General features: G+C 67.2%; 10 protein-coding genes and 1 tRNA gene. 7 read left to right on the top strand and 4 right to left on the bottom strand.

Annotation, left to right across the window (positions count from 1 at the left end):
* Positions 1 to 73 precede the first annotated feature (73 nt).
* The gene (nudC, locus tag AC5RWU_RS03080) at positions 74 to 1,054 is read left to right on the top strand and encodes an NAD(+) diphosphatase (protein WP_494028005.1); all 981 of its coding nucleotides are present in this window, start codon (positions 74 to 76) and stop codon (positions 1,052 to 1,054) included.
* A complete protein-coding gene (locus tag AC5RWU_RS03085; protein WP_494028004.1) occupies positions 1,051 to 3,162 on the top strand; it encodes an ATP-dependent DNA helicase UvrD2 in 2,112 nt (703 codons plus the stop codon). The genes nudC and AC5RWU_RS03085 overlap by 4 nt, the downstream gene beginning before the upstream one ends.
* A gap of 29 nt (positions 3,163 to 3,191) precedes the next feature.
* Here AC5RWU_RS03085 and AC5RWU_RS03090 read toward each other — a convergent pair whose 3' ends face one another.
* Entirely contained in the window at positions 3,192 to 4,340 is a 1,149-nt protein-coding gene (locus tag AC5RWU_RS03090; protein ID WP_494028003.1) for a ThiF family adenylyltransferase, read from the bottom strand.
* A gap of 114 nt (positions 4,341 to 4,454) precedes the next feature.
* On the opposite strand from AC5RWU_RS03090, the gene AC5RWU_RS03095 reads away from it, so the two are divergent.
* Positions 4,455 to 5,081, top strand: coding sequence for a M48 metallopeptidase family protein (locus tag AC5RWU_RS03095; protein ID WP_494028002.1), 627 nt, complete (start codon positions 4,455 to 4,457; stop codon positions 5,079 to 5,081).
* A 53-nt stretch (positions 5,082 to 5,134) separates the two neighbouring features.
* Here AC5RWU_RS03095 and AC5RWU_RS03100 read toward each other — a convergent pair whose 3' ends face one another.
* A complete protein-coding gene (locus AC5RWU_RS03100) occupies positions 5,135 to 6,598 on the bottom strand; it encodes a zinc-dependent metalloprotease (RefSeq protein ID WP_494028001.1) in 1,464 nt (487 codons plus the stop codon).
* A gap of 317 nt (positions 6,599 to 6,915) precedes the next feature.
* Here AC5RWU_RS03100 and AC5RWU_RS03105 point away from each other — a divergent pair, with 317 nt between their 5' ends.
* The 4 genes from AC5RWU_RS03105 to AC5RWU_RS03120 all read left to right on the top strand — a co-directional run bounded on the left by AC5RWU_RS03105 (position 6,916) and on the right by AC5RWU_RS03120 (position 12,001).
* Positions 6,916 to 8,001 (top strand): YlbL family protein, encoded by a 1,086-nt coding sequence (locus tag AC5RWU_RS03105; protein ID WP_494036895.1) that lies wholly within the window; start codon positions 6,916 to 6,918, stop codon positions 7,999 to 8,001.
* Positions 8,002 to 8,192: 191 nt separating this feature from the next.
* Positions 8,193 to 11,216, top strand: a complete 3,024-nt coding sequence (locus AC5RWU_RS03110; protein WP_494027999.1) for a UPF0182 family membrane protein — start codon at positions 8,193 to 8,195, stop codon at positions 11,214 to 11,216.
* A 103-nt stretch (positions 11,217 to 11,319) separates the two neighbouring features.
* Positions 11,320 to 11,393 (top strand) — tRNA-Met (locus tag AC5RWU_RS03115).
* 89 nt (positions 11,394 to 11,482) lie between these two features.
* Positions 11,483 to 12,001: a DUF6328 family protein gene (locus tag AC5RWU_RS03120; RefSeq protein ID WP_494027998.1), complete on the top strand. Its 519-nt coding sequence runs from the start codon at positions 11,483 to 11,485 to the stop codon at positions 11,999 to 12,001.
* 96 nt (positions 12,002 to 12,097) lie between these two features.
* On the opposite strand, the gene AC5RWU_RS03125 is transcribed toward AC5RWU_RS03120, so the two are convergent.
* A complete protein-coding gene (locus AC5RWU_RS03125) occupies positions 12,098 to 12,874 on the bottom strand; it encodes a PspA/IM30 family protein (protein ID WP_494027997.1) in 777 nt (258 codons plus the stop codon).
* A 41-nt stretch (positions 12,875 to 12,915) separates the two neighbouring features.
* Entirely contained in the window at positions 12,916 to 15,009 is a 2,094-nt protein-coding gene (locus AC5RWU_RS03130; protein WP_494027996.1) for a TPM domain-containing protein, read from the bottom strand.
* Positions 15,010 to 15,224: the final 215 nt, after the last annotated feature.

Raw genomic sequence — 15,224 nt, forward strand, 5'->3', positions numbered from 1 at the left:
GGCGAGTCGCCAGAACAATGTGCGCTCCGCACCCGAAATGCGAATTGGGGGCGGGAGTCAGTACGGTAGAGACATGAGCAGTACGACGCCGGCCACCGCAGTTCCCCCACTTGGACCGCTGGCGCTGGCGCGCAGTGCTGTCGACCGCGGATGCGAGCGCCGCGGCGCAGACGGCCTCATCGAGGACCTGTGGGGCAAGCCGGGCACCAAGGTGATGTACATCGCCGGCGGCAGGACGCCGGTCCGGGACAATGGGCTCCTCCTGCTGGATACGGCCGGACGCCGGCTCCCCGCCCTTCCGGTGTACCTGGGGCGCACGCTCGACGGATCCGGTCCCGAACCGGCCGGCACCGAGATCGTGCTGGCCGCGCTCCCCGCGCCGGTCGCCGATTCGGAGGTCGGTGATTCAGCGGCCGACGCCGAGTGGCTGGGACTGCGGGAGGTGGCCCTGGGGTTGTCCCCGCGGGATGCCGGATTGTTCGTGGAAGCAGCCGCGATCGCCAACTGGCATGCAACGCACACGCACTGTCCCCGCTGCGGACACCGCACCGAGCCGGAACAGGGCGGCTGGGTCCGGCGCTGCCCGGCGGACAACAGCGAGCATTATCCGCGCACCGATCCGGCCATCATCGTCACGGTGGTCGACGAGCAGGACCGCCTGTTGCTGGGATCGTCGAAGCAATGGGCCGGCAACCGCTTTTCCACCCTGGCCGGCTTCGTCGAACCCGGAGAGTCGCTGGAGGCGGCAGTGATCCGGGAAGTTGCCGAGGAATCCGGCATCGAAGTCCATTCACCCCGCTACATGGGCTCCCAGCCCTGGCCGTTTCCCTGCTCGCTCATGGTCGGCTTCACCGCGCAGGCAAGCAGCACCGAAACCCGGCCGGACGGCGTCGAGATCGTGGATGTCCGGTGGTTCACCCGGGAGGAGCTGGCACAGGCCGTGGCCAGCGGGGAAATCCGGATTGCCAGCGGCGTATCCATCGCCCGCTCGCTGATCGAGCACTGGTACGGCGGTCCCCTGGCGGAGGCGGCAGCGGAGGTGCGCCAGCAGTGACCGGGCTTGAAGAGCGGATCCTTTCGGGCCTGGATAATGAACAGCGCCAGGTAGCGACGGCGCTGACCGGGCCGGTCTGCGTGCTGGCCGGCGCCGGGACGGGCAAGACCCGGGCCATCACCCACCGCATCGCCTATGGTGTCCATACCGGGGTCTACAAGCCCCAGCAGGTCCTGGCCGTCACGTTCACGGCACGGGCCGCAGCGGAAATGCGGACCCGGCTGCGCGACCTGGACGTGGGCGGGGTCCAGGCCCGGACCTTCCATGCCGCAGCACTGCGCCAGCTGCAGTATTTCTGGCCCCAGACCGTCGGCGGCCAGCTGCCCGGGTTGCTGGAGCATAAGGCCGGGCTGATCGCCGAAGCCGCCAGGCGGCTGCGGCTCAGCACGGACCGCGCGGCGATCCGCGATCTGGCGGCGGAGATCGAATGGGCCAAAGTCTCCATGCTGACCCCGGCAGGCTATGTCCGGGCGGCTGCGGGCCGGGCGGAACCGGCAGGATTCGACCTCACCACTGTGTCCCGGCTGTTCCAGGCGTACGAAGACGTCAAGATGGACCGCAATGTCATCGACTTCGAAGATGTCCTGCTGATCACCGTCGGCATTCTGCAGGAAGACGCCAAGGTGGCTGCCGAAGTGCGGTCCCAGTACCGCCATTTCGTGGTCGATGAATACCAGGACGTCTCGCCGCTGCAGCAGCGGCTGCTGGACCTGTGGCTGGGGGAGCGGCAGGAACTGTGCGTCGTGGGCGATGCCAGCCAGACCATTTACTCCTTCACCGGTGCCACCTCCAAGCATCTGCTGCGCTTCACCGAGCGGTTCCCGGACGCCCAGGTCGTCAAGCTCGTACGCGACTACCGCTCAACACCGCAGGTCGTCCAGCTGGCCAACGGCCTGCTGGCTGCCCGCACGGCGGAAACGCGCAGGCAGTCCGGTCCCTCCACCTGGCCGACCCCGCTGGAGCTGATCGCCCAGCGCCCGGCCGGGCCGGCGCCGTCGTTCGCTGAATATCCCGACGACGAGGCCGAAGCTGCCGACGTCGCCCAGCGGATCAGGAAGCTGATGGCCGAGGGGGTCCAGGCCAGCCAGATCGCGATCCTGTACCGCACCAACGGCCAGTCGGAGGCCTACGAGCAGGCGCTCGCCGCGGCCGGGATCGGCTACCAGCTGCGCGGCGGTGAACGGTTCTTCGCGCGTAAGGAGGTCCGTTCGGCGATGCTTCAGCTGCGGGCCGCGGCGCGTTCGGTTGGGGACGACCCGGTCCCGCAGCTGGTGCGGGACATCCTCGTCTCCTTGGGCTACTCCGAGCAGGCACCGCAGTCCGGCGGGGCGGTGCGCGAGCGCTGGGAATCGCTGGCTGCGCTCGTGGCGCTGGCCGACGAACTGCAGGTCACCCGGACCGCCCAGCCGGGATCGAAGTTCACCCTGGCGGATTTCGCCGCGGAACTGGAAGAACGCGCGGCGGCGCAGCACGCGCCGACCGTCCAGGGAGTCACCCTCGCGTCCCTGCATGCTGCCAAGGGGCTGGAGTGGGACGCCGTGTTCCTGGTGGGACTGAGCGAAGGGCTGATGCCGATCTCCTTTGCCGATACCCCCGACTCCGTCGATGAGGAACGCCGGCTGCTCTACGTTGGCATCACTCGTGCGCGTATCCACCTGGCGCTCTCCTGGTCAACCTCGCGCACTCCCGGCGGCCGGGCCACCCGCAGACCGTCCCGCTTCCTGGACGGACTGCGGCCGCCGACGGCGCGCGAGGCCTCCGCAGTCCGTCCCGGCCGTACGCGCACGCAGCGCAAGCCGGCCGCGCCGGCGAAGTGCCGTGTCTGCGGCAGTATGCTTACGACGCCGGCGGAACGGAAGGTGGGCCGGTGCGGCGATTGCCCTCCCGGTTATGACGAAGCCACCTTTGAGGCGCTTCGCCAGTGGCGGCTGGAGGAGGCCCAGGAGTCCTCCGTCCCGGCGTTTGTCGTGTTCACCGACGCTACACTCGTGGCCATTGCCGAGGCGCGGCCCGAATCGTTGCAGCAGCTGTCCGCGCTGGCGGGGGTGGGACCGGCCAAGCTTGAACGCTACGGTGAAGCGGTGCTGCGGGTACTAGCCTCGCACTGAGGCAGCCGGGCCCTTGTCCGGCCGTGCGGCTAGGCAACCTCCTCCTTGGCCGCGCCCTGCAGGCGGCAGGCGCAGTCCGGATGCGGTCTGTAGGTCCGCCGCGTGAACAGCCCGTCGCTGGAACGCAGCTGCCAGACGGCCGACCAGGCACTGGGCTGGTTGACCCCATCCACGAACAGCAGGGCCTGCATCGCTGCCAGCCCGGCGATTGCGATGGACTGCGTCACCTCGCCGAACGGAAGCGCCCGGCCGTCCCGGTCGGCCGTGGGCTGATCCTCCCAGCCGGCCTGCCAGGCCGGATCCGTCCCGGCCCGATGCCGGTCCACGCAGTCCAGGCAGGCCCCTGCGCCGGGAACTACCAGAGGCCCGACTTGGCAGTCCTGCTCCCGCAGCAGTACGGCCAGATGCGGAACCTCGGCCTGCATGAGGTAGCCGCAGATGGACCGTGACGCTGCTGCGCCGCCAACGCAGATGGCCAGATCCAGCGTCCGGGGTGCCACCGTGGCCGCCTGGCCGGAGGCCGCACCGGGTGCCGGGCCCGGGCCGGTGCCCGGCGCCGGGGCCAGTGGACCGCCGCGCATCCGGAGCGCGTGGGTCTGCACGGTCGGGTCGATCTGGCGGATCTGCCGTCGGGTGGCCTGGACCCGGGGCATGCCGACGTCGGCCAGCCGGTACGATCCTGCTCCGACATCCGACGGGGAAACCGTGGCGGGATCATCGAGGATAAGTGTTCCGACACCAGCGGCCGCCAGCGCCTGGGCGATGGCGCTGCCGGTCCTGCCCAGGCCGACGACCTGGACAACTGCGCGTGTCCGGCGTGCGACGACGGCGTGACCGTCGCACTGGTATCCGGCCGACCACAGGCGGGCGTCCGGTTCCAACCGGTCTCCGCGCAGGCCGCCCAGCGGGACGGCGGCGGCGTCGGTTTCGACCAGCACCGGACCCAGAGCTTCGACCAGGGCCTCCGCGCGTCCGTCCGGCAGTCCGCATGTTCCGGCCACGGCAGCGACGGCGTGCTGGGCGACGCCGCGGCGAAGCTCGCCGATGAAGCGATGGTCCGCGGCGGTCAGGCCGTCGACGATGATGGACACAGCTCCGGTGCCGATCTGCAGGCAGGTCGGAGAATGGGCCAGGACGCGCAGCCCCGCATTGATTTTGACGCCGTTGTTGTTTTCCATGCCGACTCCTATCCGCGCAGCAGCTTGTTTCATGCTGGCATGCAGGAGGAGCGGCGCCAGGGGTTTTCCACAGGGATTTGCCGACAAGTGGGCATTTCGCGGTACCTTCGGACTATGCCTCAAAGACCTGCCCCAGGCCCGGGTGCGTTCTCTGTTCCGCGGACCACCAGCGGCGGCCAACCCGTTGAAGTCCGGCGTTCCGCCCGGCGGCGGCGTACCGTGTCCGCGGCCTGGCGGGAGGGGACCGCAGTCATCTCCATTCCGGCTGCCTTCAGCGAGGCCCAGGAAGCGGAATGGGTGGTCCGGATGCTGGCCAAGCTGGAGAACCGCACAGATCCTGCGGGATCCGGCTATGCCGGGCCGGCCGCTCCAGGTGAGTCCTATCCTGACGGCACCGGTGACCGGCTGATGGACCGGGCCATGGAACTGTCCCGGCGCTATCTCAATGGCCGGGCGCGGCCCCGGAGCATCCGGTGGGTCGGAAACCAGATAACGCGCTGGGGCTCAGCCACCCCGGCGACCGGCACGATCCGGTTGTCCAACCGGCTTCAGGGTATGCCGGCCTGGGTGGTCGACTATGTGATCCTGCACGAGCTGGCGCACCTGATCGTGCCATCCCACGGCCCCGACTTCTGGCGCCTGCTCGAGAGCTACCCGGAAACCGAAACCGCCAAGGCGTTCCTGGCCGGGGCGGCATTTGCCAGCTCCCGCGGCCTGTCGGGCGAGGTCGGCGAGGACTGAGCGGCCCCCCGGCCGCCGTCGTTCGTCCCGCCGTCGTTTGTCCGGCCGGCGCGTTACCGTCCGGAACCGCCCGTGCCTTCAGGACCGCCGTCTTCCGGGTCCTTGGGCGTGCTGTCCGGCTCCTCGCCCTGACCCCCGGCATCCGGTTCCCCGGCACCTTGTTCCCCGGTCGGTTCCTCCGGCGTGTCGAAACCGCCGGACAGCAGCCGCTCCAGCGCCGCGTCCACTTCGGATTCGGTGGCTTCCAGCAGCTGGCGCCGCGAGCTGAAGCCCGCCGGGTCGTCCAGGTCCTCGGGCGTAGGCAGCAGGTCGGGGTGGTGCCAGACGGCGTCGCGGCCCTCGATGCCGCGGTCCTTCTTCAGCTGGGCCCACAGCGTGGCGGCATCGCGCAGCCGGCGGGGACGCAGTTCCAGGCCCACCAGCGACGCGAAAGCGTGCTCGGCCGGCCCGCCCGTGGCACGCCTGCGCCGCACGGTCTCCCGCAGGGCCGGCGCGGACGGCAGGTTCGTGGTGGCGGCGGCGGTCATTTCGTCCACCCATCCTTCGACCAGTGCCAGTGCGGTCTCCAGCCGGGACAGCGCCGCATCCTGCTCCGGGGTGCGCTGCGGCATGAAAACGCCCTGCGACAGCGCGCTCTGGATGGATTCCGGATTGCCCGGGTCGATGTCCCGGGCCAGATCCTCGATCTTCGTCATATCGATATGGATGCCCCGGGCGTAGCTTTCGATCGCGCCCAGCAGATGCCCACGCAGCCACGGCACATGGGTGAACAGCCGCGCATGGGCGGCCTCGCGGACCGCCAGGAAGAGGCGGACCTCCGCATCGGGAACGTCGAGGCCGGCCCCGAACGCCGCCACGTTCGCCGGCAGCAGCGCCATCTGGGAGCCGGCGAGCGGCAGGCCGATGTCGGTGGAGCTGACCACTTCCTTGGACAGGGCGCCGACGGCCTGGCCGAGCTGCATGCCGAACATCGCCCCGCCCATGTTCTGGAGCATGGACTGGGCGCCGCCCATCATGGCCTTCATTTCCTCGGGCAGCTGTTCGCTCAGTGCATTGGACAGTGCCGCGGCGATGCTGTTGGCCACCGGTTCGGTCAGTCGCTTCCACGTTGCCAGGGTCTCCTCGACCCATTCGGCGCGGGACCAGGCCCGGCCACTCAGTCCGGTACCGGCGAAATCCGTGACCGGGTCAAGCCAGATTTCCGCCAGGCGCAGTGCTTCATCGATATCCCTGCGCTGCTGCGCGCTGACCGACGGGTCGTTGTCCGCGGCCGCGACCCGGCGTGCGCTTTCGTGCGCCAGCTGCCAGTTCACCGGCCCCTCGCTGGGGGCGCTCATCATCGCCTGGATCTGCTGGAACATCATGGCCAGCGCGTTCGGGTCTGAAGGAAGGCCCGCGGCCTTGGCCAGTTCCCGGGGATCTATTCCACCCGCGCCGGCACCGCCGAAGAGCTTGGCGAACATTTCCGACAGTGGATCCTTGGGCGTGTCGCCTTCATTGGATGGGTTGGAGGTCATGGATACCACCGATCCTGGAGAGTACTGGCTGCTGGTCACCGGCGCACGGGAACGACCTGGGACCGCCGGTGGATTCAACGTTACCGGCAGCGCGGCGGCGTTGTCGCGCTGGGGCGGCATAGTTCGCTGTAGGCAAAGCGGCCGCTGGATTCGTCCCGCCGCGCTCCCGGGCCGCCACTTCCAAGGAACGACGGCGGCTGGGAGGTTACCGTGAAAACCTGCCAATGCCGGGGGAGCCAGGGAACCGGGGCGTAGGCTGGATGGGGAAAACAGCAGCGTCCGGCCGGAAAGATGGAGTGTTGAGCCAAGCAAACACAGTGCAGGTACACGAATCGGCCCAGGCGCAGCCGCCCCGTGATCCGCGGGCGATGGCCATGGCCGTCTCCGGCGTGCTTGCGGTGGTCCTGGGGGCCGCCGCGCTGATGCTGCCTGCTCCGTACGTGGTCGAGTCGCCGGGGCCGACGTTCAACACGATCGGCGAGGTCAACAATGAACCGCTCATCCAGATCGACGGCCATGAAAGCTTCGAGACCTCAGGCGACTTGTCGCTGACCACGGTATACGTCGCCGGCGGGCCGAACGGCCGCATCACTGTCTTCGACGCCTTCCGTGCGTGGATGGATCCCAACCAGTCCGTGGTACCGGTCGAACTGGTCTATCCCCCCGGAACAACCGAGGCGGAGGTTCAGGAGCAGAACACTTTAGCCATGACCTCATCGCAGGAATCGGCCATTGCAGCGGCACTGGGTCAGCAGGGAATCGACTACAGCCAGGAACTGTCGGTGGTCGGCTTTACGGAGGACTCAGCCTCCGAAGGCCGGCTGCGCGAAAACGATGTCATCCTCAGGGTCAACGGCGCCGAGGTGTCCGGTCTCGACTTCCTGCGCGAGGAGCTGAACGCCGGCGGCGGGGAAACCGTGCAGATCACCGTCCGCAGGGACGGGGCCGAAGTCACCGAGGAAGTGACGCCGCGGCAATCGGACGACGACACTTACCAGCTGGGCGTCATGCTGGCGACCGATTTCGAGTTCCCCTTCGACGTTCAGATTGAACTTGACCGCGTGGGCGGACCGAGCGCTGGACTGATGTTCGCGCTGGGTATCGTGGACAAGCTCACCCCCGGTGAGCTGACCGGGGGAGACCGTTTCGCTGGAACCGGCACGATCGATTCCGCCGGCGAGGTCGGACCGATCGGCGGCATCGCGCAGAAGATGGTCGGCGCCCACAACGCCGGAGCCGAATATTTCCTGGCCCCCGCCGGGAACTGCAACGAAGTCGTGGGAAATGTTCCCGCAGGGCTGGAAGTGTTCAAGGTGGAGACGCTCCAGGAGGCGATCACCGCCGTCGAAACCGCCGGATCCGGCGGCGACACGTCCTCGTTGCCGCGCTGCAGCGCGGCCTGACCCAGCCGTCGGTCACAATCCCGCCACATTCGGCGGCGGACACGCCTCCGGTTGGCCGATGCCTGCGCGGGCAGGGCAGAATGGAAGTTCATGGAACCTGCACGCTTGTTCAATCGTGGCTCTTATGGAGACCGCGTCTGCAGCCAGGTGCGGGCCGCCCTGATGAGACGCGCCAACTGATGAGGTAACGAGTGACTTTCGGAGCAGATCGGCCTAGTGACAGCAGGCCAAGCGGGCCAACAACCCTGACCAAGCGCCGCCCGGGCGCCCTGATTCCGACCCTGATCGTGGTGGGCGTGCTCGTCGTCGGGTTCGTCTATTTCTCGCAGATCTATGCGGACATCCTGTGGTATAACCAACTGGGCTACCTGGAAGTCTTCCTGAAGGAAAACGGGACGAAGCTGGCCGTGTTTGCCGCTGCCTTCCTGGTGATGGGCGCAGCCATCTATGCCAGCCTCCGGATGGCGTACAAGTCCCGTCCCGTCTACGCACCCGACAGCGCGCTGCAGGACAACCTCAACCGGTATCAAAGCCAGTTGGAGCCCATCCGCAGGCTGCTGATGATCGGCATTCCGGTGGTCTTCGCGGGCTTCGCCGGCACTGCGGCGGCCTCGCAGTGGCAGCAGGTGCTGCTGTTCTTCAACCAGGAACCGTTCGGGGAAACCGATCCCCAGTTCAACCTGGATTTCAGCTTCTACCTCAATACCCTGCCGTTCCTGGGGTTCGTCGTCGGCTTCCTGATGAGCGTCGTCGTGATCGCCGGCATTGCCGGCCTGCTGACCCACTACCTCTACGGCGGCGTCCGCCTGGAGGAAAAGGGCGTCTTCACCAGCTCCGCCGCCCGCATCCACATTGCTGTTTTCGTGACCTTGTTCCTGCTCCTGCAGGCGGTCAACTACTGGCTCGACCGGTACAACACGCTTGAAGGCACCGGCGGAAGGTGGACCGGCGCGCTGTACACCGACGTGAACGCGGTCATCCCCACGAAGGCGATCCTGGCCGTCGCTGCCGTCATCGTGGCAGTGCTTTTCATCGTCGCGGCCGTGACCGGCCGCTGGCGGCTGCCGGTCATCGGCACCGCCATGCTGATCATCACCGCAATCCTGGCCGGCGGTGTGTATCCGTTCGTCATCCAGCAGTACCAGGTCCGCCCCTCGGAGCAGACCCTGGAGCGGCCGTACATCGAACGGAACATCCAGCTGACGCGCAAGGCTTACGGGCTCGACGACGTCCAGACCATGCCATACGACGCGACGGTCTCAGCCACCCAGGGGGCACTCCAAGCGGATGCACAGACCACCGCAAACATCCGCCTGCTCGATCCCAACCTCGTCTCCGCGGCCTTCGGCCAGCTGCAGCAGTTCCGTCCGTACTACCAGTTCCCGGACACGCTCAGCATCGACCGTTACGAGGTTGACGGCGAAGTCCGGGACACGGTCATTGCAGTCCGCGAGCTGAACCCAAACCCCAGTGACACCTGGTTCAACCAGCACATCGTCTACACCCACGGCTACGGGGTGGTCGCGGCCTACGGCAGCCAGGTCGCGGCGGACGGGCGTCCGGAGTTCATGCTTTCCGGCATTCCGTCCACCGGGGTACTCGCCAATGACGGCACCTACGAGCCACGGATCTACTTCGGCCAGTCGTCGCCCGAGTACTCCATCGTCGGTGCGCCGGAGGGAAGGGACCCTCAGGAGCTTGACCGTCCCCAGGACGAGAATGCGCAGACGGACGCCAGGACCACTTTCACCGGCGACGGCGGACCCAGGGTCGGCAATTTCTTCAATAAGCTGGTCTACTCGCTGAAGTTCCAGTCCACGGACCTGCTGCTGTCCGACGCCGTCAATTCGGAATCGCAGATTCTGTATGACCGCGATCCGCGCGAGCGGGTGGAGAAGGTCGCACCCTACCTTACGGTGGACGGGAACGCCTATCCGGCGATCATCGACGGCCGGGTCAAGTGGATCGTGGACGGTTACACCACGAGCGAGCACTTCCCGTATTCGACGCAGCAGCAGCTGGCATCCGCCACCCGGGATTCTCTGACGGCGGACGGGCGCACCGTGCCGCTGCCTGCCGATGAGGTGAATTACATCCGGAATGCGGTCAAGGCCACCGTCGACGCTTACGACGGCTCCGTGGACCTGTACGCGTGGGACGACCAGGACCCGCTGCTCAAGGCCTGGCAGAAGGTCTTTCCGACGACTCTGAAGCCCTTCAGTGAAATGTCCGCTTCCCTGATGGACCACGTCCGCTACCCGGAGGACCTGTTCAAGGTCCAGCGCGAACTGCTTGGCCAGTACCACGTGACGGATCCGGGGGCCTTCTACCAGAACAACGACGCCTGGAGCGTACCGAACGATCCGACGGTGGCGGACCAGGAGGTCAAGCAGCCTCCGTTCTACATGTCCCTGCAGATGCCAGGGCAGGAAGCCCCGGCCTTCTCGCTGACGTCGTCGTTCATTCCGCAGGTCACCCAGGGCGCTGCGCAGCGGAACGTGCTGTATGGGTTCCTCGCTGCCGAGGCGGATGCCGGTACCGGTGAACCGGGCGTGAAGTCGGAGGACTACGGCACGCTCAGGCTCCTGGAACTGCCCAGATCGACGGCCGTTCCGGGACCGGGCCAGGCCCAGGCACGGTTCGACTCCAACACGGAGGTCTCGCAGGAGCTCAACCTGCTTCGCCAGGGCGCTTCCGACGTGATCAACGGCAACCTGCTGACCCTTCCGGTTGGCGGAGGCGTCCTGCACGTCCAGCCGGTCTACGTGCAATCGACGGGTGAGACGGCGTACCCGACGCTGCGGCGCGTCCTGGTCGCCTGGGGCGAGGAAGTCGGGTTCGCGCCGACGCTCGACGAGGCCTTGGATGAGGTCTTCGGCGGCGAATCCGGTGCGGTCACCGGTGATTCCGGGAATGTCGGGGGTGCGCCTGCCGATCCGACGGCACCGACCGAGACGGATACTCCCGTCGAGGCCACCGCCCGGGCCGAACTCAAGGCGGCCCTGGACGAGGCGAACGCTGCCATCCAGGAGGGCCAGGCGGCTCTGGCCAGCGGTGACTTTGCCGCTTACGGCGAGGCCCAGTCCAAGCTGAACGGCGCCCTCCAACGGGCCCTTGATGCGGAGGCGCGGCTGGAGGAGGCCGGGGGAGCCCCGGCCGACGGCGGTGCGCAGCCCACCGAGGGGGCGTCGCCGGAACCGACGACGGGCAGCTAGGGCCGCAGGGCCCGGCCGAGCTTGGGAGGCTGGAGAAGGCCCGACGCGCTGATTCCGTTGATTTGCTTCGGACTCCCGCGGCCGGTATAGTTTTATATCGCGCCGCGGGGTGGAGCAGTTCGGTAGCTCGCTGGGCTCATAACCCAGAGGTCAGAGGTTCAAATCCTCTCCCCGCAACGAAAAGCAGGTCCCTGCCAGGCATTATGCCCGGCAGGGACCTGCTGCTTTAACCGCCGGGAGCATCCTCCGGCGCCTAGACTGTCAGCATGGCGAAGGATTCCAAGGACCGCGACAGCCCGCTGGATCATCTTGTGGACGACGAGCGGCCGGAGTCGCCGGTGGAGAAACTCGACCGCAACTGGCAGGAGATGCTTCAGGAACTGCGCGTGATGCAGACAGGCATCCAGATCATCACCGGATTCCTGCTGACGCTGCCGTTCCAGCAACGATTCTCCGAGCTGGATGACTTCCAGGTCGTTGTCTACCTGGTGCTGGTCATATTGTCTGCCCTGACGACTGTGGTGCTGCTGACGTCGGTGTCGATGCACCGGATCTTCTTCCGCCGCCATATCCGGGAAGTCCTGGTCCGGAACACGGACCGTATTCTGCGCGGAACCCTCCTGCTGTTGGGGCTGGTCCTGATGGGAACCTGCTGGCTAATCTTCGACCTGGTCGTCGGACGAAGCGCCGGTATTGTGGTCGCGGCGGTGTTGGCGTTAGTACTGCTGATCCTCTGGGTCGTTGGCCCGCTGATGCTCCGCTCGAAGTCCCAGCGCCGGGACTGAGCACCGCGTGGAGCCGGAGCCGGTGGGACAGCGGTTGCTGCCCCACCGGCTCCGGAAAGGTCCTGGCGACTGCCGTCCTGAGGGGCTGCCGGCGGACTACTGGTTGCTGGCAGGGGACTGTGCTGACTGCTGCTGGCCTGATGGCAGCGCAGAGGGGGCCGTGCCGCCGGCTTTCAGCGCGGCGAGGCGGGCTTCGATCTCCGTCTGCTCGCCCAGATCCTCGAGCGACTCGAACTGGGCGTCCAGGCTGGAGGCTGCCAGTTCGGCCGCGCCGCGGACCTTGGCCTCTTCGCGGCGGATCTTGTCCTCGAAGCGGCTGACCTCGCTGGTGGGGTCCATGATGTCGATGCTGCGGACCGCGTCCTGCACCTGGGCCTGCGCCTGGGCCGTCCTGGAACGTGCGATCAGCTCATCCCGCTTACGCGTGAGTTCGTTGAGCTTGGTCTTCATCTGGTTCAGACCGGTCTTGAGCTTTTCGACGATTTCGTTCTGGGACGCGATGGTCGGCTCGGCGCCCTTGGCCTCGTTTTCCGAGTTCATCTGGTGCTGGATTGCGACCTTGGCGAGTTCGTCGAACTTCCGTGCATCAGCGTCGTTGCCGGCGGCGCGGAACTCGTCGGCCTTCCTGCTGGCCGCCAGGGCCTTGCTGCCCCAGCTCCGGGCACTTTCAAGGTCCTCGTTGTAGTCTTCCTGCAGCATGCGCAGATTGCCGATGGTCTGCGCCACGGCGCTTTCGGCCTCCGCGATGTTGTTGCTGTAGTCACGGACCATCTGGTCCAGCATCTTCTGGGGATCTTCTGCCTGGTCCAGGAGGGCGTTGATGTTGGCCTTGGCGAGTTGGGCCATGCGGCCGAAAATGGACTGCTTAACCATGATGTAACCTTTCGATCTGCTGTTTGCTGTCGTTGATACGGTCAGAAATTTCCGCCCGAGGACCCGAAGTCGCCTCCGCCGAAGCCGCCGCCGCTGCTGCCGAAGCCGCCATCGCCGCCCCAGCCGCCGAAGCCGCCGCCTCCGAAGAATCCGCCGCCGTCCTCGTGTCCGCCACCATGCCCCCCGTGCAGGATGGAGTCGATCAGGATCCCGCCCAGGATGGCCCCGCTTAATCCGCCGCCGAAGCCGCCGCCGCCGCGCCGGCCGCCGAACATGCCACCGCCGCCGAAGCCGCCCATGCCTCCCATGCCCGCAAATCCGTCGACATCCTGCTGCGCCATCTGCGCGGCCTGGGCAGCCAGGGCATTGGCCTGCTGGGCGTAGGAGAGCGCAGACACCGGATCGCTGTGCTGGATCTGGAGCGCGTAGTCGAGGTTCCGTTCGGCTTCAGCCAGGCGGGTGCGGGCCTGGCTGCCGACGCCGCCGCGCCGTGCCCTGATGTAATCGGACGTGCCGGAAATCTGGGCCTGCGCGGACATAATCGCATAGTGCAGCGCTTCTCTTGCCCGCTGGACCTGCTCCTGCTGGTTGCGGATGCCGCCCAGCGACGCGTCCAGCTGGCCATGGGCGCTTTCGATCCGCTGCATCAGGGCCATGGGGTCGATCCGGCCGTCCTGCACCTCGCGCTGGACTGCTGCCAGGGTGGCTTCGACGGCGGCCACGGGACCGGCAAGTTCCGGGTTCTGTCCATTGGCCACCAGCGCCCTGGCATGGGCCAGATCCTGGGCGGCATTCGACACTGCCCGGTCCATTTCCGCCCGGGCCGCCTCCAAATCGTGCGCTGTCCGGTCGATCGCTTCGAGCAGGACATTCATCTGGTGGACGCTCTCTTCCGCTGCGCGGACCGCGACCACCGCGGCGCTGGTGTCGCCGGACGCGAGCTTCTCCTCCGCGGTCTCTGAAGCATTCCGGACGAAGGCGAGACGTTCATTGGCCTGGTCGACATTATCGGCCACCTGGGCCAGGGCGCTGTCCGCATAGCGCGTCCGCAGATCCTCGAGCTGGGTCCCGGCTGCAGCGACCCTCGTCGCAGCATCCCGGCCTGCGGTCTGTGCTGCGGCCAGGGCCTGCGGGGCATTCTTCTCGAGCTGGCGCAGTGCGTCGAAGTCCGCCTTGTGCTCCTGGAGGGACTGGTTCACGGCCTCGCACCTGCGGATGATGTCGCCCAGCCAGGCGCGCTGCTGTTCTTCGGTGTCAGGGATGTGGTCATCGAGCTGCTGCTGGAGCTTGAAGGACTCCATCATGTGGGCCTTGGCCGCCGCAATGTCCTCGCCGAACGGCTTGACGGCCTCCTTGCCGTACTGGGCTTCCGCAAACCCCAGTTCCTGTTCGCTGGACTTGATGGCATCGTCGGCGGCGATGAGCAGGCTGCCGGCCTGGCGGCGCAGTTCTTCGACGCTCATGGCGGCCAGGGGATCCAGGGGCATGCCGTCGGGGCCGGTCTGGATTTCATAGTCACGGTCAACGTGCTGTTTTTGCTTCCGCGAGCGCATGTACAGATAGGTGCCAACGCCGCCGACGGCGATGACGCCGCCGACGAGCAGCGCGGGGGCCAGTCCGCCGCCGCCGGAGGATACGGTTCCGCTCCCGCCGCCTGCGGCATCCTCCAGGGCATCGGCGGCATTGATGGCCGCGGCCGCCCAATCATCGGCGTCGAAGCTGCTCTGGCCCACCAGCGGGTCCGTGGCCGCCGCCGCGACATTGTCCCGCTGCTCGGCCGTGATGGGGCTGGAGTTGCTGGTCGCAACGTTGAGCTGCCGGTCCTCGGTGGCGACGGACAGCAGGGCTTCGCGGCTGCCCATGTTCTTGTTCCGGATGACCTCCTGGGCCCAGGCTTCCCGGTCCGCAGGGTCGGTGAAGCTGTCCACGTAGACCACGTACAGTGTGAAGCCTTCGCTTTCCTGGACGTTGGCGATCGCCTCTTCGACGTCCCCCGTGCGGTTGCCCAGCACATCCGCGTTATCGACAAGGAACTCTCCCGGCGGAATATCCACCGGGGGCACCGCAGTGGCTGCACCGGCGGGGGCAAGGAAGAGGATGGTCAGACCCGCAACGGCCGCCGTTCTCCTGGTCATCGATCGCATGTAGCACCCTTCGGCATCGTCGGCCAACGTCTCCCATGGATTCTCCTGCTACCCTCCCGGGTATCCTCCTGGGAATACGAAAATGGGCTCCGGCCCACCCGATTTTGATTCTATGGTGCGCCCTGTGGCGCGTCCACCGGGAGGCGGCGGGCCCGTTGGATGCGTACTCCGCGGACGGCTTTACTGCTAATTCACAGCAAGCTTCC

The organism is Arthrobacter sp. B0427-1-12 (assembly GCF_059092905.1).

Coding starts and splice junctions, on each gene's coding strand:
- AC5RWU_RS03130 (WP_494027996.1), bottom strand. CDS start 15,009: ATGACCAGGAGAACGGCGGCCGTTGCGGGTCTGACCATCCTCTTCCTT.
- AC5RWU_RS03100 (WP_494028001.1), bottom strand. CDS start 6,598: ATGACCTCCAACCCATCCAATGAAGGCGACACGCCCAAGGATCCACTG.
- AC5RWU_RS03125 (WP_494027997.1), bottom strand. CDS start 12,874: ATGGTTAAGCAGTCCATTTTCGGCCGCATGGCCCAACTCGCCAAGGCC.
- nudC (WP_494028005.1), top strand. CDS start 74: ATGAGCAGTACGACGCCGGCCACCGCAGTTCCCCCACTTGGACCGCTG.
- AC5RWU_RS03095 (WP_494028002.1), top strand. CDS start 4,455: ATGCCTCAAAGACCTGCCCCAGGCCCGGGTGCGTTCTCTGTTCCGCGG.
- AC5RWU_RS03120 (WP_494027998.1), top strand. CDS start 11,483: ATGGCGAAGGATTCCAAGGACCGCGACAGCCCGCTGGATCATCTTGTG.
- AC5RWU_RS03090 (WP_494028003.1), bottom strand. CDS start 4,340: ATGGAAAACAACAACGGCGTCAAAATCAATGCGGGGCTGCGCGTCCTG.